Source organism: Variovorax boronicumulans, assembly GCF_009811375.1.
Classification (GTDB): Bacteria; Pseudomonadota; Gammaproteobacteria; order Burkholderiales; family Burkholderiaceae_C; genus Variovorax; species Variovorax boronicumulans.
This window is the reverse complement of record NZ_BKDH01000001.1, coordinates 1,483,418-1,506,480: the sequence shown is the minus strand read 5'-3', so window position 1 is coordinate 1,506,480 and position 23,063 is coordinate 1,483,418. Positions and strand designations below refer to the sequence as shown.

Here is a 23,063-nt window from a genome sequence, read left to right as displayed (position 1 = left end):
CGCCCATGACAACAACACCCTCCCCCACCCGCCTCGTGCCGCCCGCCACCTGGGCCCTGATCGCCGCCGCCTGGCTCGTGGTCGGGCTCTTCGTGGCCTTCGGCGACCGCTGGCTGGCCGCGCCGATCAGCCCCGTGGTGGCCGGCTGCGTCTTCCTGGCGCTGTTCGTCACCATCCTGGCCGCCTCGTTCGGCGTGGTGCGCGAGGCGGACCACCTGGCGCACCAGCTGGGCGAGCCGTACGGCACGCTGATCCTGACGCTCTCGATCGTGTCGATCGAGGTGATCCTCATCGCCTCGGTGCTGCTGGGCCCGGGCGAGTTTCCGACCATCGGGCGCGACTCGATCTTCGCCGTGATGATGATCATCCTGAACCTCGTCATCGGCATCTGCCTGATCGCGGGCGCGGCGCGCCACGGCGACCAGGAATACAACGCCCAGGGCGCCGGTGCCTACCTGTCGATGATCGTGCTGCTGACCGGCACGGCGCTGGTGCTGCCCAACCACACCTCGGGCGCGGGCGAGTTCACGCCGGTGCAGGCGATCGGCATGTCGGTGCTCACGGCCGTGCTGTACGGCGCGTTCCTCTGGATGCAGATGCGCAGCCACCAGCGCTTCTTCATCCAGCCGGCGCCGGGGCGGATGTCGGTGCGGGCGGTCGCGCCCTCGCCTGCGGTGCAGGCCCGTCACGAAGCCCTGGACAAGCGCGCCGTGGTCGTTCGCTCGCTGCTGTTGCTCGCGATGATCCTGCCCATCGTGCTACTCGCGCACTACCTTGCGGTGGTCACCGACTACGGCATTGCCGCGGCCGGCGCGCCCGCGGCGGTGGGCGGCGTGCTCATCGCCATCATCGTGTTCACGCCCGAGTCGATCACCGCCGTGCGCGCCGCGATGAACAACGAGATGCAGCGCGCCATCAACCTGTGCCTGGGCGCCTTCGTCTCCACCGTCGGGCTCACGGTGCCGGCCGTGCTGGTCATCGGGCTGGTCACGGGCAAGCAGGTGCTCATGGGCATCTCGGGCGCGGAAACCCTGCTGTTCGCGGTGACGGCGGTGCTGAGCCTGCTGAGCTTCAACGGGCAGCGCACCTCGCCGATCCAGGGGCTCATGCACCTGATGCTGTTTGCGGTGTACGGGATGCTGCTGTTCCTGCCCTGAGGCCGCGCAACCGGGTTACACCGCGGCCTGCGCCTTTGCCAAGGCGGGCGGACGCCCCCGTTGAGGTACCTCACCCTCTCCGGGGCCTCCCCTGCCGGCGCCACGACCTCTCGCCCCCCTCGTGCAGTGGCCCATTTATCCGCATGAAATCTAATGCAAATATAGTTACTAAATGTTAATGGAACAAGATTTCAATTGCATCTGAACACCAAAGTAGTAATGTGAACTCGTCACACGTTGTGGTCTCTGGCAAGAAAAATGTATTCCAAACTGTCACTGCCAAGCGCTTCCGTCCGTACCGCGATCTCTCGCGGTGCCTGACATGGTCCATGCACAGGATGCATCCCCATGCAAGTGCGCGGCTCCGCCCCCAGCATCGACGCCAGCCTGGCGGCGGATGCGCTCATGGTGGGACGCATGCGCCTCGTGCTGTCGATCTCGGCCCTGCTGGCGATCACGGTCGACGCCGCCGATAGCCACAACCAGGTTCCCGCCACGGTCTGGCTGGCCTTCCTCGGTTACATCCTTCACAGCCTGCTGATCCACGTCTGCACGGCGGTGGGCCGGCCTTACTTCCAGGGCCGGACCATCCACTGGTCCGACGTGCTGTGGTTCACGCTGATCGTGGCGGTGACCGACGGCACCCACAGCCTGTTCTTCCTTTTCTACTTCTTCGCCATCCTCACCTCCTCGTTCCGCTGGGGCTTCGAGGAAGGCGCCCGCGTGACGATCGCCTCGGTCGCCTCGTTCACCGCCTGCGGGCTGGCCACGTGCACGGGCGACACGTCGCAGCTGCTGATGCGCACCGCCTTCCTGCTGGCGCTCGGGCACATGATCGTGTACTGGGGCGGCTCCAAGCTGGCGCTGCAACGGCGCCTGGCGCTGCTGGGCGACGTGAGCCAGCTGTCGAACCCGCGCTTCGGCGCCGGACGCACCATCGCCCGCACGATGGAGCGCACGCTGGCCTTCTTCCGGGCCAGCCATTGCATCCTGCTGACGCGCGACCTCGCCACCGGCACCTGGCTGCTGCGCACGCTGCGCGAGGACGACACCTGCGAGCAGGTGAGCATCGAGACCATCGGCCGCCTCGCGGAATCGCCGCTCATGGCCCTGGCGCCCGACAGCGTCGTGCTGAGCAGCCGCCTGCCCTGGCCGCTGAACCACCTGCGCGCGCAGCACCGTGTCTTCGAAGCCGGCACGACCGCCTGGCGCAGCGCCGACGAAGCCGGCGCGGCGCACTGCACCACCATCGCCGCCCTGCTGGAGGCGCGGGCCTTCATCAGCGCGCCGCTGCCGATGCGCCTGGGCGAAGGCCGGGTGTTCATCTCGTCGCGCGACGGGCGGCTGGGCAAGTCCGACGCGCTGTTCCTCGCCCACCTCATGGAACAGATCTTCCCCGTCATCGAGACCATCGAGGTGCTCGACCGCATGGCCTCGGAAGCCGCGTCGACGGAGCGCCTGAAGATCGCGCTCAACCTGCACGACACCGCCATCCAACCCTACATCGGCCTGCGCATGGGCCTGTGCGCGCTGCGCAAGCGGGCCGCCGCCGACAACCCGCTGCGCGAAGACCTGGACAAGCTCGCGGACGTGGCCGACGGCGTGATCGCCGACCTGCGCCGCTACGCCGGCGAAGTCAGGCACGGCACGAACGATCCCGGCGGGCTCGTGCGGCCCCACCTGGAACGCCAGGCCGCGCGGATCAAGGGCCTGTACGGCATCGACATCGACATCGTGATGGCCATCGACGGCCCGCTGCACCTGGACGACCGCGTGACCGCGGAGCTGCTGCAGATGGTCAGCGAAGGGCTGAACAACATCTGCAAGCACACCCATGCGCGCCACGGCAGCGTGCGCATCGACTGCAAGAACGGCCAGCTGGCGTTGTGCATCGAGAACGACGCCTGCCAGGAAAGCTTCACCGCCTTCCACCCCCGCTCTCTCACCGAGCGCGCCGCGGCCCTGGGCGGCCAGGCGCATGTCGACCGATGCGCAAACGGCGGCACGGCGGTACGGATCGAAATCCCGATCTGACCGCCCGCCGCAGACACAGGAAGGAGTCCGTCATGCAAACCCTCGACCATCCCGACCATCCCATTGCCGTGCTGCTCGTGGACGACCACAAGACCATGCTGTGGGGCCTGTCGAAGCTGATCGACGGCGAGCAGCCACGCATGAAGGTGGTCGGCACGGCCAGCTGTTGCGACGAGGCGGTGGCCACGGCGCAAAGCCTCGCACCCGACGTCATCGTGCTCGACCTCGACCTGGACGGCCACAGCGCGCTGGACATCCTGCCCCGGCTGCTGGCCAACGAGGTGTCGCGCGTGATGGTGCTGACGGCCGAGAAAGAACAACGCACGCTCGACCTGGCCATACTGCGCGGCGCGCGCGGCGTGGTGGGCAAGGACGCCTCGGCGCAGCAGCTGCTCGACGCCATCGAGCGCGTGTTCCGTGGCGAGCTGTGCGTCGACGCGCAGACCATGGGCCGTGTCTTCTCCGAACTCACGTCGGCCAGGAAGCCGCCGAAGGCAGACCCCGACACCGCGCGCCAGGCCACGCTGACGCACAAGGAGCGCGAGATCATCCGCATCGTCGCGACGGGCTGCGGCGCCTCCAACAAGGCGCTCGCCGAGCGTGCCTTCGTCACCGAGCACACGCTGCGCAACCACCTGTGCGCGATCTACCAGAAGCTGGGCGTCACGAACCGGCTCGAGCTGTACATCTACGCGATCAAGCACCAGCTCGACGCGCTGGCCTCCTGAAGCGCTGCGGCGGCGCGTGCTGCGCGCCGCGTGCGCGCTCCCTCACAGCTGCCCGCCGCTCAGCATCGGCCCGATCATCCGGATCACGCGGATCGCCGCCGGCGTGAGGATCACGAGCGAGATGCACGGGAAGATGCACAGCACCAGCGGCAGCAGCATCTTGGTCGGCACCTTCGCCGCCAGCTCCTCGGCGCGCACCTGGCGCTTGTGGCGCAGGTCGTCCGAAAACACGCGCAGCGACTCTCCGATGCTGGTGCCGAAGCGGTCCGCCTGGGACAGCATGGTGGCGAAGGTGCCTATTTCTTCCACGCCCGTGCGCAGCGCCAGGTTGCGCAACGACTTCTCGCGCGTGCCGCCGGCGCGCATTTCCAGGTTGGTCCAGTGCAGCTCCTGCGCGAGCGCCTGGCTCTTGATCTGGATTTCCTCGGTGACCTTGGCCAGCCCGGCGTCCAGTCCGAGCCCCGCCTCCACGCACACCAGCATGAGGTCGGCGGCATCGGGAAAGTTCTCGAAGATCTCGCGGCGCCGCGCGCGGATGCGCAGGTGCAACAGCGCGTTGGGCAGGTAGCAGCCGGCCAGCGCCGCCAGCGCGAGCCACAGCATCATGGTCATGCCGCCCTCCGACCCTGCCGCGCGCAGCGCGAGGAACGCGAGCCCAGCCAAGCCCAGCGGCAACAGCGTCTTCACGCCGAAATAGACGAGGTACGCATCCGGATGGCGGATGCCGGCGTTCAGGAAACGCACGCGCAGCGGCGACAGGTCGGCATCGCCGGTCGGCGACGACAGGTGCGCGAACGGACCGACCAGCTTGACGGCGGTCTCGGTCCAGGCCGACTTGCCGGACGGCAACGCCACCGCCTGCAGCCGCTGCGCGGCGCGCGACGGGGACAACCACACCGCCAGGCCGATGACGGCCAGCGACACGGACAGAAAAACCAGGACGGGAAACAGCATGGCCATGACGCTTCTCCTTCAGACGCGAATCTTCACGATCTTGCGCAGCAGCACGATGCCCACCAGCATCAGCACCAGCATGTAGCGCAGCACCGTCTGGCCGATCGTGTCGGTCCACAGCGGCGCCATGAACTCGGGATTGAAGAGGTTCATGAGCGCCGCCAGCGCGAACGGCATGACGCCCAGGATCCAGGCCGACAGCCGCCCTTCCGACGACAGCACCCGCACCCGCGCCAGCAGCTTGAAGCGCGCGCGGATGAGCCGGCTCAGGTTGCCCAGCACCTCGGTCAGGTTGCCGCCCGAATCGCGCTGGATCAGCACCGACACCACGAAGTAGCGCAGGTCGGTGAGCGGCACGCGCTCGCTGAGGTTGGTCAGCGCCTGCTGCAGCGAGACGCCGAAATTCACTTCGTCGGCCACCAAGCGGAACTCGGTCGCGATCGGGTCGGGCATTTCCTCGCCGATCATCTGCACGCCGCTGGCAAAGGAGTGGCCCGCGCGCAGGGCGCGTGTCACGAGGTCCAGCGCGTCGGGCAGCTGCTTTTCGAGGCGCTCGAGCCGGCGGCTGCGCTGACGCTGCAGGTACAGCACGGGAAGCGCCGCCGCCACGGCCCCGGCCAGCAGCGCCAGCCACGCGGGCTGGTGCGCCAGCCACACGGCGAAGAACGCGAACACGCCGAGCGCACCGCAGGCCAGCAGAAAGCTCGACACCGTCCACTCCAGCCCCGCCTGCAGGATGAAGCGGTCCAGCCGGTGCGCCCGCGGCAGCGCCAGCAACTGGCGCTGCATCCAGGGCACGTCGCTGAGCATGCGTTCCTTGGCGAGATGCGCCTGCGGCGTGCGGTCGACCGCGGCGGACATCGCCTGCAGCCGTTTCTCGATCTTGCGTGCGTCGGGCCCCTTGTAGGACCGCCACAACAGGTAGAACCCCTCGATCATGAGCAGCGCGGTCACGAAGACCAGCACCGTGACCGTGATCAGCGTGTCACCCCCCAGGTTGTCGAACATGGCGCGCTCCTATTCGTAGTGCTTCTCGGGATCGAAGATGCTGTCGGGCAGGTCCACGCCGTACGCGTGCAGCCGCTCCATGAACTTCGGGCGCACGCCGGTCGCGTGGAAATGACCGCGCACCTGGCCGTCGGGGCCCATGCCCGTCTGGTGGAAGGTGAAGACCTCCTGCATGGTGACGATCTCGCCCTCCATGCCGGTGATCTCCTGGATGCTGGTGACCTTGCGCCGCCCGTCGACCAGCCGCAGCACCTGGACCACCACCGTGATCGCCGAGGCGATCTGCTGGCGCACGGTGCGGTGCGGCAGGTTCAGGTTGGCCATGCCGATCATGTTTTCCAGCCGGGCCAGCGCATCGCGCGGCGAGTTGGCGTGGATGGTGGTGAGCGAGCCTTCGTGGCCGGTGTTCATGGCCTGCAGCATGTCGACGGCCTCGGCACCGCGCACCTCGCCGATCACGATGCGGTCGGGCCGCATGCGCAGCGCGTTGCGCACCAGCGCACGCTGCGTGATCTCGCCCTTGCCTTCGATGTTCATCGGGCGCGTCTCCATGCGCGCGACGTGCGGCTGCTGCAGCTGGAGCTCGGCCGCGTCCTCGATGGTGATGATGCGTTCGGTCTCCGGAATGAAGCCCGAGAGAATGTTCAGCAGCGTGGTCTTCCCTGCCCCGGTGCCGCCCGAGATCAGCATGTTGACCTTGGCTTGCGCCAGGCCTTCGAGCATCTGCGCCATCGGCGGCGTGAGCGACTTGAGATCGCCCACCAGGTTGCTCATGCGCAGCGGGATCTTCGCGAAACGGCGGATCGACATCATCGGCCCGTCCAGCGCCACCGGCGCAATGACGGCGTTGACCCGCGAGCCGTCGGGCAGCCGCGCATCGACCATGGGGCTGGACTCGTCGATGCGGCGCCCCACCAGCGAGACGATCTTGTCGATGATGCGCAGCAGGTGCTTCTCATCGGTGAAGCTCACGTTGGTCAGCTCCAGCCGGCCCCGTCGCTCCACGTAGATCTGGTCCGGCGAGTTGACCAGGATGTCCGACACCGTGGGGTCGGCCATCAGCAGCTCGATCGGCCCGAAGCCGAGCATCTCGTGCTGGATGTCGCGGATCAGCGTGCGCCGCTCGATGTCGTTGAGCGCCTCGGGCTCTTCCTGCAGCAGCCGCCCGACCATGGTCGAGATCTCTTGCCGCAGCGCGTCGGGCTGGAGGGTTTCGAGCGCCGCCAGGTCGAAGCGGTCCAGCAGCTTCAGGTGCATGCGCTCCTTCAGCAGCTTGTAGGTGTCAGAAGCGAACGGCGACGCGGTCAGCTCGACGACCGGCCCCGCCGGCCGCGCGCTGGCATCGCTGTCGATCGCATTGAGTTGTTCCCTGAATGACATGTTGGCACCTCCGCCTGGGTATGGATGGAAATCTGCGTGGTCTCAGGCACGGCGGAACAGCCGCCCCATGAAGCCGGGCGTCGCCTCCGGCCGCGGGCTGAGGGTGTGGGCAATCTCGTCGAGGCGCTTGGCGAGCGCGCTGCTGCGCGACATCTCCGCCAGCGGCACGCCGCGGTTGATCGACGCATCGACGTCCTTGCCGCCGTCCGGCACCGTCGTGAACGTCGCGCCGGGCAGCGACCGGCGCATGTCCGACAGCCCGATCTCGCCGCCGCCGGTGCTGCGGTTCACCAGCAGCTCGACCTTGCCGGCGGCGTAGCCGAGCGACTTGAACACCTGCACCAGGCGCGTCACGTTGCGGATGTGCGGCAGGCTGGTCTGCAGCACCGGGAAGATGCGCTCCGCGCGGTCGAGCACGCGCAGCGTGAGCGTGTCGATGCGCGTGCCGAGGTCGAAGATCACGAAGTCGTACTGTGCGAGCGCCACCTGCAGGATGGCATCGATGTGCTCGGCCTTGACGTCCATCGCGCGCGCCAGGTCCTCGGGCGCAGGCAGGATGCTGTAGCTGGGCGACACGCGCACCACGCTCGCCGCCAGCAGCGAGGCGTCGAGGCGCCCGATGTCGCGCGCCACGTCGGCCATCGTCGCGGTCGGGCGCAGGTCGCTCACGTACGACAACGCATCGCCGAACTGCAGGTTCAGGTCGATCAGCAGCACCGAGCGCTCGCGCGACAGCTGGTACGCGACGTTGGTCGCGAGAAAGGTCGCGCCGCTGCCGCCCTTGCAGGGCATGAACGCCACCACCCGTCCGGGGCTGCGCGCCTGCGAGCCGGCCATCTTGAGCGCGATGCGATCGACCGCGGCCTCGAGCGCGGCGGTGTCGGCGGGCGACGGCAGCACCTCGCGCACGCCCGCGCGCATCGCGTGGATCAGGAACTCGGGCGTCTGCATCGCGCACAGCAGCACCACCGCCACCGCCGGATGCCGCAAGGTCAGGGCCTCCACCAGCGAGAGCTCCTGCGGGTCGCAGCACATGCCGTCGACCAGCAGCAGGTCGGGCCCGACCTTGTCGACGACCGCCTGCATGCGGCTCTTGCCGCCTTCGAAGAGCGAGACGGCATGGCCGCGCGGCTCCAGCACCTTGCGCATGTCCTGCAGGTGGTTCGGATTGGGGGAAACGATGGCGATCTTCATGGTCGTGTCCTGTGTGCTGCTAGGAACAGATGGCCGCGCTGTTCGGGTCCCTGCGCATGACCTCGCGCGGCAGATAGGTGGAGAACCCGGGCATGGGGATCAGCGGCCCGGCGGCGCCCACGATGGGAGAAATCCACTGGTAGTTCAGGCCGGTGATGCCGACCGTGACACCCTGGCACGTGGCCGCCGTGCAGCCCGAAGGCTCCCACGCCACCGACACCGTGTTGATCTGTGGCAGCAGCGCCCGCATCCGGGCGAGCACCTGGGCCTGGTAGGCGGTGTCGTCGCACACCACCGCATAGCGGGCTCCTGCGCGCGTGGCCTCCTGGGCCGCGCTCCACATGAACAGCATGCGCGAGAAATCGACGATGCCCAGCACGAGCATCAGGAAGATGAGCAGGCCCAGCGCGAATTCGACCGTGGTCGCGCCCTTGACGTGGTGTCTCATGACGGAGCCCTCATGGTGGCGGTGATGTCGCTGAAGACGATGTCGCCGTTCGCGCCGGTGAAAACGACACCCATCACCGAAGGGAACATCGAATGAAAGGCGTAGCTGCTGACGCGCACCGTGACCGTGGTGATGATCGGGTTGGCCCCGGCCGCCTGCCAGGTGCAGCAGCTGCCGGCGGGCACGTTCGAAAGACTCAGCCCGCGTGCCAGCGGTGTTCCGGTGCCGGCGGTGTTGCCGTACACGATCAGGTTGCGCGCCTCGGTGATGTGCGTGTTGGGTGTCTGCACCGACAGGTAGCGCACCGCATCGCGGGTCGATTTGACGACCGCGTTGTACTCGTACACCGCGCGGCCGAACTCGGTGGTGATGAAGGTCAGCAGCAGCAGCATCGGCGTGATGAGCGCCAGCTCGATCAGCGCGGCGCCATGCTGGGTGCGACGGGACTTTTTCATGATGCTCACCTCACCAGGACCGGAACCAGCGGGCCTGCCGATCCACCGGCCAGCCCGCTGGTGGTGCAGGGGCTTGCGGGGGCTCCCGCGTTGCCGAGGAATTCCAGTTGCGTGTCGGTCATCGGAATGCTCAGCGGCTGCAGCATCAGCATGCAGAGGTAGTCGATCACGTGGTTGCCGCCATCGATGACCGGCACCGTGACGAAGCGGCGGTCCATGCCGTACTGCATGTGGCCTCCGGCCACGTTGCCGGGCGTGGCCAGCTTCTGGAAGCTGTTGAGCGACAACCCGGTGATCGACTCGCAGCTGTTCGCGCCCTTCACCTTGGTGCCGGTGTCGGCGCAAGATGCGAAGGCGGCCCGCTTGGTCACGAAGTTCTGGGCGGTCGGATCTGCGCCAGCACCTGGCGCGCCGGCATAGGCATTGAACCGCGTGGGCCAGTTGAGCGAGGTGTAGGCATAGCCGGTGTAGTCGGGCCGATCCACGCTCGGATCGCCGCTGTTCTTGTAGATGCCGAAGCGGTAGTTCCAGGTGTCGGCCACCGAGGTCTGCACGCCGGGGGTGCCGATCGTGTCGCCCACCCTGGCGCCACAGCGGCCGTTGAGTTCTGCTTCGGTTTCCGAGGCGCTGTTGCTGCCGTCGAGGTTGGCCCAGCCGATCTGGCCGCCCACGGCAGCGTTCTGCGCCATGATGAGCGTCACCCATTCGCCGACGACAAAGCCGTAGTTCGGTGCCGCGCCGCCCGGCTTCGGCTTCGCCGCGACCGGAATGGGGCATGCGGTCTGTGCGCTCGCGCGGGTGGCGACGGCGCTTGCCGCCACGCTGCGTGTCGCGGGGTTGCCGGCGGTGTCGCCCGAGAAGGCGCCCACGGCCTGCATCAGCCACATCCTGATGTTGGGCTGGCTGTGTGCGCATTGGGCGTAGACGGCCGCGGTGGGAACGCTCGTGGGCGCATAGGAAGCGTCGCGGAACGTGACTTCAGCGGCCGTGATCTGGCCCTGCCCGCCCCAGGTGGCCGACTGCATGTTCACCCGGTTCGCGTTGCCGGCCGTCTGGCCGGCGCTCTTGCCCCGCGTGATCGCCGAGCTCGTCTTGTCGAGCTCGCGCGCCGCGGCCAGCGCGCAGCTGTCCACCGCTGTCTGCAGCTCGGTCCTGACGACGAACAAATGGCCGAAATCGAGCGCAATGCCCATGAAGCCGAGCAGGAACAACAGGAACAGTGCGGCCGTGACGATCATCGCGCCACGCTGGCGGCGAGGGGAGCGGCGGGCTTTCATGATCGGACCTCCTGTCGGACGATGAAGAAGACGTCTTGTGCCCTACACGCAGCCGGAGCCGCTCAGACAGACGACGATCCGGGCGACGAGGGTTCCGAAATCCGCTGCGGTCACCAACGGCTGCAGCGCGAGCAGCAGCGCAATGGAGACGATGGCGATGATCAGCGCGTACTCCACGACGTGGGCACCGCTTTCGTCCTTCAGGAATTTCTTGAACATGGTGATGACCTCGGCTCTTGGGGAGAAACAGTCACGCGCAAGCGGATGAAGGGGTGGAATGAAACGGGCCGGAGGGCCCGACCCGCTCCCCTCCCCGAACACCACTCAGATGCAGGGGCCCGGTCCGTTCAGGCACACGCCCACGCGATTGATGAAGTTCGTGAAGGGCGCCCCGCTGCCAAGCATCTGCAGCGCAATGACCAGTGCAATGGAAACGACGGCGATGATCAGCGCGTACTCCACGACCTGAGCACCGCTTTCGTCTTTCAGGAATTTCTTGAACATGGTGATGACCTCGATTCGTTGTGAAAAAAGGAGTCAGCCGGAAGCGGATGAACGGGTGGAGCGAAGCGGGCCGGCGAACCGGACCCACTCCCCTCCCCGAACGCCACTCAGACGCAGGGGCCAGGCCCGTTCAGGCACACGTTCACGCGACTGATGAAGTTCGTGAACGTGGCCCCTGTGGTGAGCGCCCGCAATGCGATGACCAGTGCGATCGAGACGACCGCGATGATCAGTGCGTACTCGACGACCTGTGCGCCTTCTTCCTCGAGCATGAAGCCGCGTGTCGATTGGCCGATGGCCTTCAGAAAGTTTTTCATGGTTCGTTCCTTTCAAGGGTTGAACAGTCGGAAATCGGGTTTGAAAAATGAGTGGTAAAGGAAAATTTCGTTGCGATTCGTCGTGTCCTCCTTTCCGTGTGAACACTCTCGAGTGGAATGAATCCGCGTGCCGCGGTCCGTCACTTCCCCGAGCCACCGCCCTGGCTACCGATGCCGCCGCCGATGTTGATGACGTTGGTCACCGGCGGCGGTGTCTTGTAGGACTCCTGGTACTGCACCATCGCCTCGCGCGACGCGCGGCCGTCCATGCCCGTGACCGGGTCGCCGTTCTTGCCGGCGTTCGGGTTCAGCGTCATCTTCTTTCTGGCGTCGCGCACGGCTTCGCCGAAGCGCGCGTCGTAGTGGGGCGTGACGCTCGAGCAGCCTGCAGCCAGGAGGCATGCGAGCACGAGGGGGGTCGATCGGATGAACATGGCGGGGCTCCTCACGGGGTTTCGCTGGCAGGGGCGGCCGGGGCCGGGGTGCTGCTTTCGAGGGCGCCGTTGAGGTAGATCTCGGCGCGGCTGGGAAGCACGTGGTTGTCGGTCGGCACGCGCGGCGACTCGGCCAGCGGGCGCACCAGGCGCGGCGTGATGACGAACATCAGCTCGGTCTGCTCGTTCTGGAACTCGGTGCTGCGGAACAGCGCCCCCATCACCGGCACTTCGCCCAGGCCCGGATAGCGCTTGATCGCCTCCGTCGCGTTGCTCTTGATGAGCCCGGCGATGACGAAGCTCTGGCCGTCGTTCAGCTGCACCGTGGTGTCGGCGCGCCGCACCGTGAGCGAAGGCACGACGGACGTCACGCCCCCGACCGTGGTGAAGGGTGAGCCGGTCTGCGACAGGTCCGACACCTCCGACACCATCTTGAGGTTGATGCGGTCGCCGTTGAGCACCGTCGGCATGAACTTCACGCCGATGCCGAACTCTTTTTCTTCCAGCGTGATGGTGCTCCCGATGCCGCTGCCACCGCTTTGCGCCACCGGAATGAAGATCTTGCCGCCCGACAGGAAGCTGGCCTGCTGGCCGCTGATGGCCATGATGTTGGGCTCGGCCAGGATGCGCACCAGACCGTCGTCCTTCTGGCCGTCGATGGTCACCACGCCGCGGCCGATGCGCAGCGCCTCGACCAGGCCGCCGCCCGTGCTCAGGAAGTTGGAGATCAGCGAGTAGTTGTGCAGGCCGCCGCCGCTCGTGCGCGAGTAGCCCACGCGCGAACCCAGCCGGTCGAGCAGCGTCTTGCTGACCTCGGCGATCTTCACCTCGAGCATCACCTGCTGGGGCGTCCCCACGCGCAGCAGGTTCACCACCTTCTTGCCATCGGCGCCATAAGCCGCGGCCAGGTTCATCACGTCGTCCAGCTTCAGCGCGTCGCTGATCTCGCCGGTGAGCACGATGGAGCGCTCGGCACTGCGCACGCGGATGCGGCGCTCTTCCGGCATCAGCTCGGCCAGCTTGGCCTGCAGCGCCCCGGGATCGATGGTGACGATCACGTCCTTGATGTAGCAGGTGCCGTCGGCGCTTTGCAGCACGACGTTCATCGAGCCGGCCTGGCGGCCTCGGAAGAACAGGTCGGTCGGGCTCAGCAGTGTGACCTCGATGTCACCGACGCCATCGCTGCGGGGCTGGGGGGGCGCCGCCATGGCTGCCGCACCCTGCGCAGCCGCCACCGGCGCGGCCGCCTGGTTCTGGGGCTGGCCGCTGACCACGATGCGCACCACGCGCGCCTTCAACGGAATGACCACCGACTTGCCGAGCACGGCATAGGTCGGGTCGGAGTCCGGAATGATGGCGGTGCAGCGCCGGCTGGCCGGGGCCGCGGGTGCTGCCGCAACCGTTGCAGCAGCTGCAGCAGGCGCAGGCATGGCGGCGGCCGTGGTGGGGGCGGCTGCCACGACCTCCGCGGCCATGGCGGGGGTCGCCACTGTCGCGAGGGTCGCCAGCAGACGGGCGATGGTTGTTGTGAGTGGGCGCACTTGGTGTTCCTCCTGACGACGATCAGAAACAGGTGAGCGAGCGGCCTGCGTGCTGGATCACTTCCACGCACTCGGAGGCTCGCGGCGTGACGGGGCCTGCCTGCCGCACCCGCGGGCGGGCCGGGGCCGCCGCGGTGGAGACCGGCACGATGTCCTTCTTCTCGCCGAACAGCTGCCCCTTGGTGATGCCCAGGGTGGCGACCGTGGTCTTGTCCATCTGGTTGCGCAGCACGAGTGACAGGGTGCCCACGCTGCGCGCCAGGTCGAGCTTCTCGGAGTCTTCGAGCGAGAGTTCGAGCGTCACCGCGCTCACGACCTTCGGCTTGGTGTCGTCGCGGTTGGCCTCCTGGGCCACCGCCAGCACCAGCACCTTCTCGAGCACGGTCTTGCTGATCTGCAGCGCGTCTTCGCCGCGCCCTTTGTCCTGCTGGGCGTTGACCATCACGTCGACGTAGTTGCCCGGCAGCGCGAAGCCCGCCACACCGACGACGTCGTTGACGCGCACCGTCATGGCCCGCTTGCCGCTGGCAATCACCGCCGACAGCCCGCCCTGCGTGCCTACCGGCGCCAGCTTGCCCTCGATGACCGCTTCGCCGCGCAGCACGCCGACCTTCACCACGCGGTCGTTCAGCGCCTTGATGTCGCTGAAGGAGCCGTTGGGCACCGAGCCGCTGGGCCAGTCGACCGTGGACAGCATCTGCGCATTGACGCGGCTGCCCAGGTCGATGTCGACGGCGGCCACCACGACCTTGTTGGACGCGATGCCGCTTTGTCGCGAGATCCAGCCGGTCGCGTAGACCGCGGCCGCCAGCCCGAACAGCAGGGCCAGAAAGATCAGCCCGATCGCCTTGATGTTCTTCATACGAACCTCCGCCAGGGGTGAAACATGTAGAAGCTAGACAAAGCCCAGCTGGTGCGCCAGCACTTGGACCACCGTGCCCACCGCAATGCAGACGCCGTAGGGCAACTTGCCCACGGACTGGCTCGCCTGCATGCGCCCGTCGGGCCGCATGCCTGCGATGGTGGAAATGACCATGCCCTGCGCCGTGGCCTTTACGTTGCCGAGCATGTGAGCGAGGCGGCGGCGATGGATCGCGAAGGCCAGCGCCGCGACGCCGCCCGCGATGAAAGTGAAGAGCACGGCCATCAGCGTCTGCTGGGGCCCGAGGAAGGCGCCGGTCATCGCCATCAGCTTGACGTCGCCGGCGCCCATGATCCCGAGCGCATAGAACGGCAGCATCGCGGCGAAGCCCACGGCCAGGCCACCGAATGCACTCGCCGCGCCCGACGCCGGCGTGCGTGCCGCCATCGTGACGTAGATGAGGGCGAAGCACGCGCCGCCGAAGGTCAGCCAGTTGGGAATGCGGTAGGAACGCCAGTCGCTGACCGCCGCCACGCCGAGCAGCGCGAAGAGCGCCAGCATGCGGATGTCGGTCGCCAGCATCGCGAGCAGTTCGAGAACAGCGTTGAATTCCTGCATGGCGGGCTCCCCGTGTTCAGGCACTGCGCCGCAGGGCGAGCACCAGCAAAATGGCCACGACCATCACCAGCGCACCGATCAGCGCGAACTCCATGAACGACATGCCAGCGTCTTCGCGCAGCAGACTCAGGGCGGTTCTCGGCAGAACTTCGAGCGGTTCCATGCGGTTTCCCCGGTGATCGTGGCCGGCCGAAACCGCTGGCCTTCCCGGTGTGGGAAGAAGCGTTCGGCATGGGGATGACTGTAGGAATCGCACCGCCTTCGCACATGAGCGGAGCGCCCTTTTCTGGGGGAGTCAGGTGTCCCGCGAGGGCACGAGGGCAGGCATGACAAAACGCCTACCCGGCAGGGCAGGCGAAAGCGCGGGCGCGCTTCAGATCACCTGCGCGTCGCGCAGCGCCGCAAGCTGAGCGTCGCCCAGGCCCAGTTCGCCATACACCTGGGCGTTGTGCTGCCCCGTGCGCGGCCCCGTGGCGGCCGGGCGCACGCCTTCGCGCCCCACGAAGCGCGGCACCGGCGCCGGTGCGGGCACGGTGCCGAACTGCTCGTCGGGCACGTCGATGAAGGCACCGCGTGCCTGCATGTGGGGGTCGGCGCGCAGGTCGGCGATCGAATACACCTTGCTGTAGGGCACGTCTTCGCGGTCCAGCCGCACGGCCAGGTCCGCGAACGGCAGGCTGGCGCACCAGTCGGCCAGGATGCGGTCCAGCGCCTCGAGGTGGCGGATGCGTGCGGCGTTGTCGGCAAAGCGTGCGTCGGTGAGCAGGTCGTCTCGGTCGATCGCGCGACAGATGCGCGCGAAGATCGGCCCGCCCGTGCCCACCAGCGTGAACCACACGCCGTCGAGCGCGCGGAACACGTTGGACGGCGCGGTGTAGGTGGCGCGCGAGCCGGTGCGTTCACGCACCACGCCGCCGATGCGGTGCTCGGCCGCCAGCGGATCGAGCAGGCGCGACATCGCCTCGGTGGCCGACAGGTCGATCTCGGCGCCCCGCTGCCGATCGCGCGGCAACGCATTGCGCTCGGCCAGCGCGGTGCTGATGGCGAAAGCGCCGAACAGGCCCGCCACCACATCGCCCAGCGGGTAGTTCATGTGCTGCGGCGGACCATCGGGCTCGCCGGTCAGGTGCGTGAACCCGCTCATCGCTTCGAAGATGCGCGCAAAGCCCGGCCGGCGCGCATACGGGCCGGTCTGGCCGAAGCCCGTGAGGCGCAGCACGATGAGGCGCGGGTTGGCCGCGTGCAGCGTGGCGATGTCCAGGCCCCACGCATCCAGCGTGCCGGTGCGGAAGTTTTCCACCAGCACGTCGAAGCCGGCGATGAGCCGCAGGAACAGCGCGCGGCCCTCGGGCTTGCGCACGTCCAGCGAGATGCCCTTCTTGCCGCGGTTCGCGGTCTTCCAGAACAGCGGATGGCCCTCGTGCACCGGCGTGAGCCCGCGCAGCGGATCACCGCCGCCCGGCAGTTCGAGCTTGACGACGTCGGCGCCCATGTCGCCGCACAGCGTGGCCGAGAACGGCGCGGCGAGCACGGTCGCCATGTCGAGAATGCGCACGCCGTGCAGGGGTGCGTGGTCGGCAGGCTGGCCCATCAGTTGCCCTTCAGGTCGACGCGCTTGAGCACCGGGTCCCACAGCTTGCGGTCGGCGGCGATGCGTTGGCCGTAGGCGGGCAGCGACGGATCGAGCGCGGCCGCGCCCAGCTTGGCCAGCTTGTCCTTCACCGCGGGCAAGGCCTTGGCCAATGCCGCCCGCAGCGGACGCATGACGGCATCGGACGTGCCCTTGGGCGCGACGATGCCGACCCACAGGCCGCTGTCGAAGCCCTGCAGGCCCAGCTCGGCGAAGGTGGGCACGTCGGGCGCCGAGGGCGAGCGCGTGCGGCCGGTCTGCGCCAGGATGCGGATCTGCCCGCTGCTCATGTAGGGCAGCGTGCCGCCGAGGTTGTTGCACATCACCGGGATGTGGCCGGCGATCAGGTCGTTCACCGCCGGCGCGTTCCCCTTGTAGGGCACGTGCTGCATCTTGATGCCGGCTTGGTGGTTGATCATTTCGCACACCAGGTGCGAGGGCGTGCTCGGGCCGGCGGAGCCAAAGGCGAGTTGGCCGGGCTTGGCCTTGTCGGCGGCAATGAGCTCGGGCAGCTTCTGGTACGGCGTCTTCGCGTTGACCGCGATCACGTTGGGCAGGTCGGCCACCAGGCCCACGGGCACGAAGTCGTCCACCGGGTTCCAGGTGAGGCCCTTGTGCACGTAGGGCAGGAAGATGTTGGTCAGGCCCGCCATGAGCAGCGTGTAGCCGTCGGGCGCCGACTTGACCACGAGCTCCGAGCCGATGAGGCTGCCGGCGCCAGGCTTGTTCTCCACGATGACCGGCTGGCCCAGCGCATGGCCCAGCTCCAGCGCCACCTCGCGCGCCACCAGGTCGGTGCTGCCGCCGGCGGGGAACGGCACCACCAGCTTCACGGGGCGGTCGGGGAAAGCGGCCATCGCCAGCGAGCCGGCCAGGCTGAGTACGAAGCCTGCGGTCAGGTGCGAAAGTGTTTTGGTCAAGGACGTCATCGTCAGTCTCCAGTTTCTCTGTGTGTGTTCAGCGTTTCAGTGCGAGAGGAAGCGGCGACCGAGCGTGGCGCGGTGCAGCTCGGAGGCGCCGTCGTAGATACGGAAGGGCCGCAGCTCGCGCACGATGAGGGCGATGGGTGCGTCTTCCGACATGCCCAGCGCACCGCACATCTGCGCCGCGCGGTCGGCCACGCGGTTCAGGGCTTCGGACACGAAGACCTTCGTCATCGCCGACTCGGTCTTCGCCGACAGGCCCTCGTCCATGCGGCGCGCGCAGTCCAGGCTCATGAGCCGGCTGGCATGCAGGTCGATGTGGCAGTCAGCCACCATCGCCTGGACCTGCTGCAGGTCGGCCAGCCGATCACCGAACGAGGTGCGCTCGCTCACATAGGCCTGCGCGATCTCGAGCGCGCGCCGCGCGCGGCCCATGAGCCGCAGGCAGTGCGACAGCCGCGCGGGCTCCAGCCGCTGCTGCGCCGCCACGAAGCCCGAGCCCACCTCGCCCAGCACCGCGTCGGCGCCCACGCGGCAGGCAGTGAAGCGCAGCTCGCCATGGCCGCCCACGGCGAAGGGGTCGATGGCGCGGATGGCGCGCACCAGCGAAAGGCCCGGGTGGTCCATGTCCACGATGAACTGCGTGGGCCCCTCTTCCGTCTGCGCCAGCACGATGCAGAAGGCCGCGCCCACCGCACCGGTGATGAACCACTTGTGGCCGTCGATGACCCAGCCATCACCCTCGCGCCGCGCGGTGGTGCGCAGCATCGACGGGTCGGAGCCCGCGCCGGGCGCCGGCTCGGTCATCGCGAAGCACGAGCGGATGCGGCCCTCGGCCAAGGGCCGCAGGTAGCGCTGCCGCTGCGCGGGCGTGCCCTGGCGCAGCAGGCTGATCATGTTGGGCTGGTCGGGCGCGGCACAGTTGAGCGCGGCCGGGCCCAGGTAGCTGCGGCCGGCCTCCTCGAACACCGCCGCGCGCTCGACCCACGACAGGCCCAGCCTGCCCTCCTCCACCGGCATCTGCGGCAGGTACAGGCCCAGCTCGCGCGCGACCGGGCGCAGCTGCGACAGCGCCGCATCCATCGCCCGCGGGTCGTGCACATGGGCATTCGATTCGAGCGGGATGCAATGCCGCTCGACGAAGTCGCGCACCCGTGCGACGAGGTCCGTGCGCACGTTCATCGCGCCCCCGCCTCGCGCAATGCCAGCTTGGCGATGTTCAGTTGGTGGATCTGGCTCGTGCCCTCGTACAGGCGGAACAGGCGCACGTCGCGGTAGTAGCGCTCGATGGGGCTGAAGTCGGCCACGTAGCCCGAGCCGCCGAACATCTGCACCGCGCGGTCGGCCACGCGGCCGCACATCTCCGACGCGAAGTACTTGCACATCGACGCCGACATGGCCACGTCTTCGCCGCGATCGCGCGCACGCGCCGCCTCGAGGATCATCGAACGCGCCGCGTAGATCTCGGTGCGGCTGTCGGCGATCATGGCCTGCACCAGCTGGAAGTCGGCCACGGCCTGGCCGAACTGATGGCGGCTGCTCGTGTGCGCCATGGCCAGGTCCAGCATGCGGATGGCCGGGCCCGTGCACAGCGCTGCCAGATGCAGGCGCTGCTTGTTGAGCACCTTCATCACCGTCTGGAAGCCCATGCTCTCGCGCCCACCGATGAGCTGGTCGGCATGCACGCGGCACTCGTCGAAGTGCACGTCCGACACGAAGGAGCCGGCCTGGCCCATCATGCGATAGGGCGCGCCCGTGGTCAGGCCCGGCCCGCGCTCGACCAGGAACGCCGACACGCCCTTGCTGCCCTTCGAGCCGTCTTCGGTGCGGGCGATGACGGTGAACACATCGGCCACCGGCGCGTTGGTGATGAAGCGCTTGCTGCCGTTGAGCACGTAGTGGTCGCCCTCGCGGCGCGCGGTGCTCTGCACGTTGCTCGCCTCCGAGCCGGCCTCGGGCTCCGTCAGCGCCAGGCAGCCGGTGAGCTCGCCCGTGGCCATGCGTGGCAGCCAGCGCTGCTTCTGCGCCTCGGTGCCGTCGGCCACCAGCGCTTCGGAGCCGATGCCCGTGTTGGTGCCCACGCGGGCGCGCAGCGCCACCGACGACTGCGACAGCTCCATGGCGCACAGCACCAGCTCTTCGGTCGTGAGGCCCAGGCCGCCGTACGCCTCGGGAATGCTCCAGCCGAAGTAGCCCTTGCGCCGCAGCTCGTCGACCACGTCGGGCGGGATGTCGTTGTCGCGGCTGACCTGCTCTTCCAGCGGATGCCAGCGTTCGCGAACGAAGGCGCGGATGTCGGCCCGCAGGGCCTCGAAGTGGGGAGTGTCTCGGATCATGGTGGCCGCGACTGTAGGAAGCAGGTCCACAATTGCCGGCACTGAATTTCAATCATTGAAACTGCAATTCACTCCCATGCCCCGCCCTGTCCAGAATCGCCGCCAGCCCATGAAGCATTCCGACGACCTGCGCCGGGTGCGGGACGAAGACCCGTACATCGCCGGCACCCTGGCCAAGGGCCTGCTCATCCTGCAGACCTTCGTGGGCGACCCGCGCGCGCACGCCAACAGCGAGTTCGCCGCCAAGCTGGGCCTGTCGCGCTCCACCGTCTCGCGCCTGTGCCGCACCTTGCTGACCATGGGTTTCCTGGACCACGACGAACGCCTGGACCGCTACTTCATCGGCCCCGCTGCCGTGGCGCTGTGCTACCCCTACGTCATCAACACGCCGATGCTGGCCCTGCTGCGCCCGTCCATGCAGCAACTGGCCGACCGCGTCGAGGGCGCGGTGTCGGTCGGCGTGACCAGCGACCTCGACGTGGTCTACCTAGAAACGTGCGCCCACGAAGGCGGCACCCTCAAGCGCCCCGGTGTCGGCGCCGTGCGCGGCATCGTCGAAACCGCCATGGGGCGTGCGTGGCTGGCGCAGCTGCCTGCGGGTGAGCGCCAGGAGTTCCTGGCCCGCGTGAAGCACGAGCGGCCCGAAGAACACGCGCGCTGCCTCGAAGGCGTGCGCGAGAGCGTGGCGCACTACGGCAAGCGCGGCTTCGCCATCAACCTCGGCGATTCAGGCTTTGGCGTGCTCGCCGCAGGCGCCGCCGCACGCATCCGCTACGGGCCGCGCCGGCTGCTGTTCAACTGCGCGGTGCCGGGGTTCCGCTGGAAGAAGGCGCAGCTGCTGGACACCATCGGGCCGGGGTTGATGCAGCTGGTGGAGGCGGCGGATCGGCAGTCGGGGTTGCGGTGAGGGGGCGTGGATTGCGGGACCGTGCGAAAGTACCCGAGAACTTCTTCCCCACCCCTCGCTTCGCCCTGACCTTTTGCGCGGCCTACACCCAGCCATTTCGCGAGCAGACCACCTTCTTTGCGCTGGGCGCGGTCCGTCGTGTGAGGGTGATCCTCGCGCTGGAGCACTGCTCGGTGACGACCGTGCTGTTTCCGTTGGCCCGGGGGCGTGGCTGGCTGTCAGCCACGCGCGCGCCGGTAATGCATGGCGACCGCGCCGTTGCCGAACGGCTTCGCCGAGACCAGCTCCAGCCGTCGCGTGTGAGGCAGCCCGCCCTGGTACAGGGTCGGGCCGTGGCCGGCGATCCTGGGGTGAACGAGGAACCTGTACTCGTCGATCAGATCCAGACGGTCCAGCGCGGTCGCGAGCTTGCCGCTGCCGAGGAGCACGCCGGCTGGGGTCGCGTCCTTGAGCTTTTGCACGCCCGAGCGCAAGTCGCCGGCGATGTGGTGGCTGTGGCTCCACGGGAAGTCCGTTCGCGTCGACGACACGACGTACTTCGGCTTGATCTCCAGCTTGGCCGCCCATTCGCGCACCGCCGGCGGCGCCTCCACATCGCCGCGGGCGACCGCCGGCCAGTAGCTCTCCATCATCTCGTAGGTGGTGCGGCCCCACAGTATCGCCCCACCCTCGTCCATGAGGCGGGTGAAGAAGGCGTGCGTCTCGTCGTCGGCGATGCCCTCCTGGTGGTCGACGCAGCCGTCCAGGGTGACGTTGAGGCTGAAGGTCAGAAGTCCCATGCGAGTCTCCTCCGGGTTGGGCGGCCTGCTGCTTTCGGAGCGCGGGGCGGCACCCTGAATGACCGCTCGTGGCCGCAAGCAGGCCGCGTCAGACGGTAGCTGATGCCTCGCCAAAGAGGAAGTACAGAAACGCCAGGAACGACGGGCAGCGAGGCGCGAGCTTGCCGTCCTTGACCCGGTGCCACAGCTTCACGGTATGGCGTCGAGACAGATGCGCATCGCACATCACTCGCGCACGAGCCGGACCCCGAGGGGCATGGGCTGCGCCTCGCAAGAGATATCGCCCCCACCCCCCAGCACCCATCCGCCGATCCATGCACGGGCCTCCCGCGTCGCGGGGCCGGCGGTGCAGACGGTGGAGGACCGATACCCTTCGCGCAGCGGCTGCGTGCCGGACGCCGGGAAATCGGCGGCGGGGATGTCGAGCTTCTTGAACCAGCGCTCCGCGAGGCTGTTCACCTCCTTGATGGTGGGCAGGCGCCAACCCGGTTGTGTGGCGGCGTGCTGCAGGGCTTGCACATAGCGGTAGCGCCCGGCCGTCCCGGTGCAGCGCTGGCCGTTCCATACCTGCGGCTCGTCGCAGCGGCGCCACGCCAGGCCGGTGTGGCGGTCTTCGACCACGCCGCCGGGCACGCCGCGCTCGTCGGGCACTTCGCGCCAGCGGCCCGTCTCGGGCACTTCGGGGCCGCGCACCAGGCGAATGAACAACGGCTGCGGCTTTCTCTCCATCCTGCGGTTGCAGCTGTAGACGAACCCGAGCTTGAAGCTCACGCACCAGATGCGGGTCTGGTCGTCCGGCTCGGAGCTCAGGTAGTGGCCCGGCATGGTGTTGGGCAGCCATCGCGCATCGACGGCGGCCTGCTCGGCGGGCCACCGCCCCGTCCGTTCGTTGATCAGCTCCCCCAGATCGATCAGGCCGTACAGCTCGGCCACCGTGGGCAGGCGCCAATCGGTGAAGCCGCACAGGCGCATCGCGTTCACCTGCGCCACATAGGCCATGGCATCGCCCGGCCGCCCGTCGCCGTAGTAGGAATAGGCGTCGGTGTTGGCCCGGCTGCCGGGCGCTGGCTCGTTGTGCGGACCGTAGCTGTCGATCAGCTTGCCGGTGCCTGGCGGACCGGCCTGTGTCCTCATCCACGCCAGCTTGCCGCTGTCGGGCTTGCCCTCCCAGACCAGCCCGGACACCCGGTCGCGCACGCACGAGGTCAAGGGTTGGCCGGCCACCGCCTCGTAGTGGGGTGGGCCCGCGCGCAACATGCCGTCTTGCTTGGGGATCAAGGCCAGCGGTCCCGCGTCCGTGCAGGACTGAGGGGCGGATCTGCCGTCTTGCTGCAAGCCCAGGCACGTGCGCGCGCCGGTGGGCGGTACCTTCACTGTGGTCGGTCCGGCCGTGGCCGGTGGCGACTGCGCAGCGGCGGGCGCGGCGGCCAGCCCCAGCAGGACGACCGCTGCGGCTGCCGCGCGAACCGCCACTGCGGGCGCGCGGATCGTGGTGGTGTGGAAAGGGATTCGCGTGCTACCCAAGCAAACGTCCTTCAGCTGCTGCGAGCATCTTCAACATCGTCGGCCCAACCCTC

Annotated in this window: 25 protein-coding genes; 4 read left to right on the top strand and 21 right to left on the bottom strand. The window is 68.3% G+C overall.

The genetic code is table 11. The features are described 5' to 3' along the window. The first annotated feature begins 5 nt into the window (after nucleotides 1-5). From VHAB30_RS06860 to VHAB30_RS06850, 3 genes are all read left to right on the top strand, one after another. On the top strand, nucleotides 6-1,157 hold the full coding sequence (locus VHAB30_RS06860; protein ID WP_159276279.1) for a calcium:proton antiporter: 1,152 nt from the start codon (nucleotides 6-8) through the stop codon (nucleotides 1,155-1,157). Between the two features lie 348 nt (nucleotides 1,158-1,505). After that, complete coding sequence (locus VHAB30_RS06855) at nucleotides 1,506-3,191, top strand: sensor histidine kinase (RefSeq protein ID WP_159276278.1); 1,686 nt, start codon at nucleotides 1,506-1,508, stop codon at nucleotides 3,189-3,191. Nucleotides 3,192-3,223: 32 nt separating this feature from the next. After that, nucleotides 3,224-3,919, top strand: coding sequence for a response regulator (locus VHAB30_RS06850; RefSeq protein ID WP_159276277.1), 696 nt, complete (start codon nucleotides 3,224-3,226; stop codon nucleotides 3,917-3,919). Nucleotides 3,920-3,961: 42 nt separating this feature from the next. Here VHAB30_RS06850 and VHAB30_RS06845 read toward each other — a convergent pair whose 3' ends face one another. From VHAB30_RS06845 to VHAB30_RS06760, 19 genes are all read right to left on the bottom strand, one after another. Further along, on the bottom strand, nucleotides 3,962-4,879 hold the full coding sequence (locus VHAB30_RS06845) for a type II secretion system F family protein (protein WP_159276276.1): 918 nt from the start codon (nucleotides 4,877-4,879) through the stop codon (nucleotides 3,962-3,964). A gap of 12 nt (nucleotides 4,880-4,891) precedes the next feature. After that, nucleotides 4,892-5,881 carry a type II secretion system F family protein gene (locus VHAB30_RS06840; protein ID WP_159276275.1) on the bottom strand — a complete coding sequence of 330 codons (990 nt, stop codon included), beginning with the start codon at nucleotides 5,879-5,881 and terminating at the stop codon, nucleotides 4,892-4,894. A 9-nt stretch (nucleotides 5,882-5,890) separates the two neighbouring features. Then, on the bottom strand, nucleotides 5,891-7,261 hold the full coding sequence (locus VHAB30_RS06835; protein WP_159276274.1) for a CpaF family protein: 1,371 nt from the start codon (nucleotides 7,259-7,261) through the stop codon (nucleotides 5,891-5,893). 42 nt (nucleotides 7,262-7,303) lie between these two features. After that, nucleotides 7,304-8,455 (bottom strand): AAA family ATPase, encoded by a 1,152-nt coding sequence (locus VHAB30_RS06830; protein WP_159276273.1) that lies wholly within the window; start codon nucleotides 8,453-8,455, stop codon nucleotides 7,304-7,306. A 19-nt stretch (nucleotides 8,456-8,474) separates the two neighbouring features. Next, nucleotides 8,475-8,903, bottom strand: coding sequence for a TadE/TadG family type IV pilus assembly protein (locus VHAB30_RS06825; protein WP_159276272.1), 429 nt, complete (start codon nucleotides 8,901-8,903; stop codon nucleotides 8,475-8,477). Further along, a complete protein-coding gene (locus VHAB30_RS06820) occupies nucleotides 8,900-9,358 on the bottom strand; it encodes a TadE/TadG family type IV pilus assembly protein (RefSeq protein WP_159276271.1) in 459 nt (152 codons plus the stop codon). The genes VHAB30_RS06825 and VHAB30_RS06820 overlap by 4 nt, the downstream gene beginning before the upstream one ends. 5 nt (nucleotides 9,359-9,363) lie before the next feature. Further along, nucleotides 9,364-10,635: a pilus assembly protein TadG-related protein gene (locus VHAB30_RS06815; protein WP_159276270.1), complete on the bottom strand. Its 1,272-nt coding sequence runs from the start codon at nucleotides 10,633-10,635 to the stop codon at nucleotides 9,364-9,366. Nucleotides 10,636-10,677: 42 nt separating this feature from the next. Continuing rightward, nucleotides 10,678-10,854 carry a Flp family type IVb pilin gene (locus tag VHAB30_RS06810; protein WP_159276269.1) on the bottom strand — a complete coding sequence of 59 codons (177 nt, stop codon included), beginning with the start codon at nucleotides 10,852-10,854 and terminating at the stop codon, nucleotides 10,678-10,680. Between the two features lie 105 nt (nucleotides 10,855-10,959). Continuing rightward, entirely contained in the window at nucleotides 10,960-11,139 is a 180-nt protein-coding gene (locus VHAB30_RS06805; RefSeq protein WP_159276268.1) for a Flp family type IVb pilin, read from the bottom strand. A gap of 107 nt (nucleotides 11,140-11,246) precedes the next feature. Beyond that, a complete protein-coding gene (locus VHAB30_RS06800; protein ID WP_056518492.1) occupies nucleotides 11,247-11,456 on the bottom strand; it encodes a Flp family type IVb pilin in 210 nt (69 codons plus the stop codon). Between the two features lie 140 nt (nucleotides 11,457-11,596). Next, nucleotides 11,597-11,890 carry a hypothetical protein gene (locus VHAB30_RS06795; protein ID WP_159276267.1) on the bottom strand — a complete coding sequence of 98 codons (294 nt, stop codon included), beginning with the start codon at nucleotides 11,888-11,890 and terminating at the stop codon, nucleotides 11,597-11,599. Nucleotides 11,891-11,901: 11 nt separating this feature from the next. Continuing rightward, on the bottom strand, nucleotides 11,902-13,365 hold the full coding sequence (locus VHAB30_RS06790; protein ID WP_159278292.1) for a type II and III secretion system protein family protein: 1,464 nt from the start codon (nucleotides 13,363-13,365) through the stop codon (nucleotides 11,902-11,904). Between the two features lie 88 nt (nucleotides 13,366-13,453). After that, entirely contained in the window at nucleotides 13,454-14,293 is an 840-nt protein-coding gene (cpaB, locus tag VHAB30_RS06785; RefSeq protein ID WP_159276266.1) for a Flp pilus assembly protein CpaB, read from the bottom strand. Between the two features lie 33 nt (nucleotides 14,294-14,326). Next, nucleotides 14,327-14,911 carry an A24 family peptidase gene (locus VHAB30_RS06780; RefSeq protein WP_159276265.1) on the bottom strand — a complete coding sequence of 195 codons (585 nt, stop codon included), beginning with the start codon at nucleotides 14,909-14,911 and terminating at the stop codon, nucleotides 14,327-14,329. Nucleotides 14,912-14,927: 16 nt separating this feature from the next. Further along, nucleotides 14,928-15,074 carry a hypothetical protein gene (locus VHAB30_RS30945; RefSeq protein ID WP_174250211.1) on the bottom strand — a complete coding sequence of 49 codons (147 nt, stop codon included), beginning with the start codon at nucleotides 15,072-15,074 and terminating at the stop codon, nucleotides 14,928-14,930. 210 nt (nucleotides 15,075-15,284) lie between these two features. Continuing rightward, on the bottom strand, nucleotides 15,285-16,502 hold the full coding sequence (locus VHAB30_RS06775; RefSeq protein WP_159276264.1) for a CaiB/BaiF CoA transferase family protein: 1,218 nt from the start codon (nucleotides 16,500-16,502) through the stop codon (nucleotides 15,285-15,287). Further along, nucleotides 16,502-17,470, bottom strand: coding sequence for a Bug family tripartite tricarboxylate transporter substrate binding protein (locus tag VHAB30_RS06770; RefSeq protein ID WP_159276263.1), 969 nt, complete (start codon nucleotides 17,468-17,470; stop codon nucleotides 16,502-16,504). Before VHAB30_RS06770 ends, VHAB30_RS06775 begins: the two co-directional genes overlap by 1 nt. Nucleotides 17,471-17,506: 36 nt before the next feature. Then, complete coding sequence (locus VHAB30_RS06765; protein ID WP_159276262.1) at nucleotides 17,507-18,646, bottom strand: acyl-CoA dehydrogenase family protein; 1,140 nt, start codon at nucleotides 18,644-18,646, stop codon at nucleotides 17,507-17,509. Next, nucleotides 18,643-19,800 carry an acyl-CoA dehydrogenase family protein gene (locus VHAB30_RS06760; protein WP_159276261.1) on the bottom strand — a complete coding sequence of 386 codons (1,158 nt, stop codon included), beginning with the start codon at nucleotides 19,798-19,800 and terminating at the stop codon, nucleotides 18,643-18,645. The genes VHAB30_RS06765 and VHAB30_RS06760 overlap by 4 nt, the downstream gene beginning before the upstream one ends. Nucleotides 19,801-19,909: 109 nt before the next feature. Here VHAB30_RS06760 and VHAB30_RS06755 point away from each other — a divergent pair, with 109 nt between their 5' ends. Further along, nucleotides 19,910-20,707 carry an IclR family transcriptional regulator gene (locus VHAB30_RS06755; RefSeq protein ID WP_235926486.1) on the top strand — a complete coding sequence of 266 codons (798 nt, stop codon included), beginning with the start codon at nucleotides 19,910-19,912 and terminating at the stop codon, nucleotides 20,705-20,707. A 218-nt stretch (nucleotides 20,708-20,925) separates the two neighbouring features. On the opposite strand, the gene VHAB30_RS06750 is transcribed toward VHAB30_RS06755, so the two are convergent. Together VHAB30_RS06750 and VHAB30_RS06745 are read right to left on the bottom strand one after the other, a co-directional pair. Further along, nucleotides 20,926-21,486 carry a dihydrofolate reductase family protein gene (locus VHAB30_RS06750; RefSeq protein ID WP_159276259.1) on the bottom strand — a complete coding sequence of 187 codons (561 nt, stop codon included), beginning with the start codon at nucleotides 21,484-21,486 and terminating at the stop codon, nucleotides 20,926-20,928. Between the two features lie 225 nt (nucleotides 21,487-21,711). Next, complete coding sequence (locus VHAB30_RS06745; RefSeq protein WP_235926829.1) at nucleotides 21,712-22,743, bottom strand: Lcl C-terminal domain-containing protein; 1,032 nt, start codon at nucleotides 22,741-22,743, stop codon at nucleotides 21,712-21,714. Nucleotides 22,744-23,063: the final 320 nt, after the last annotated feature.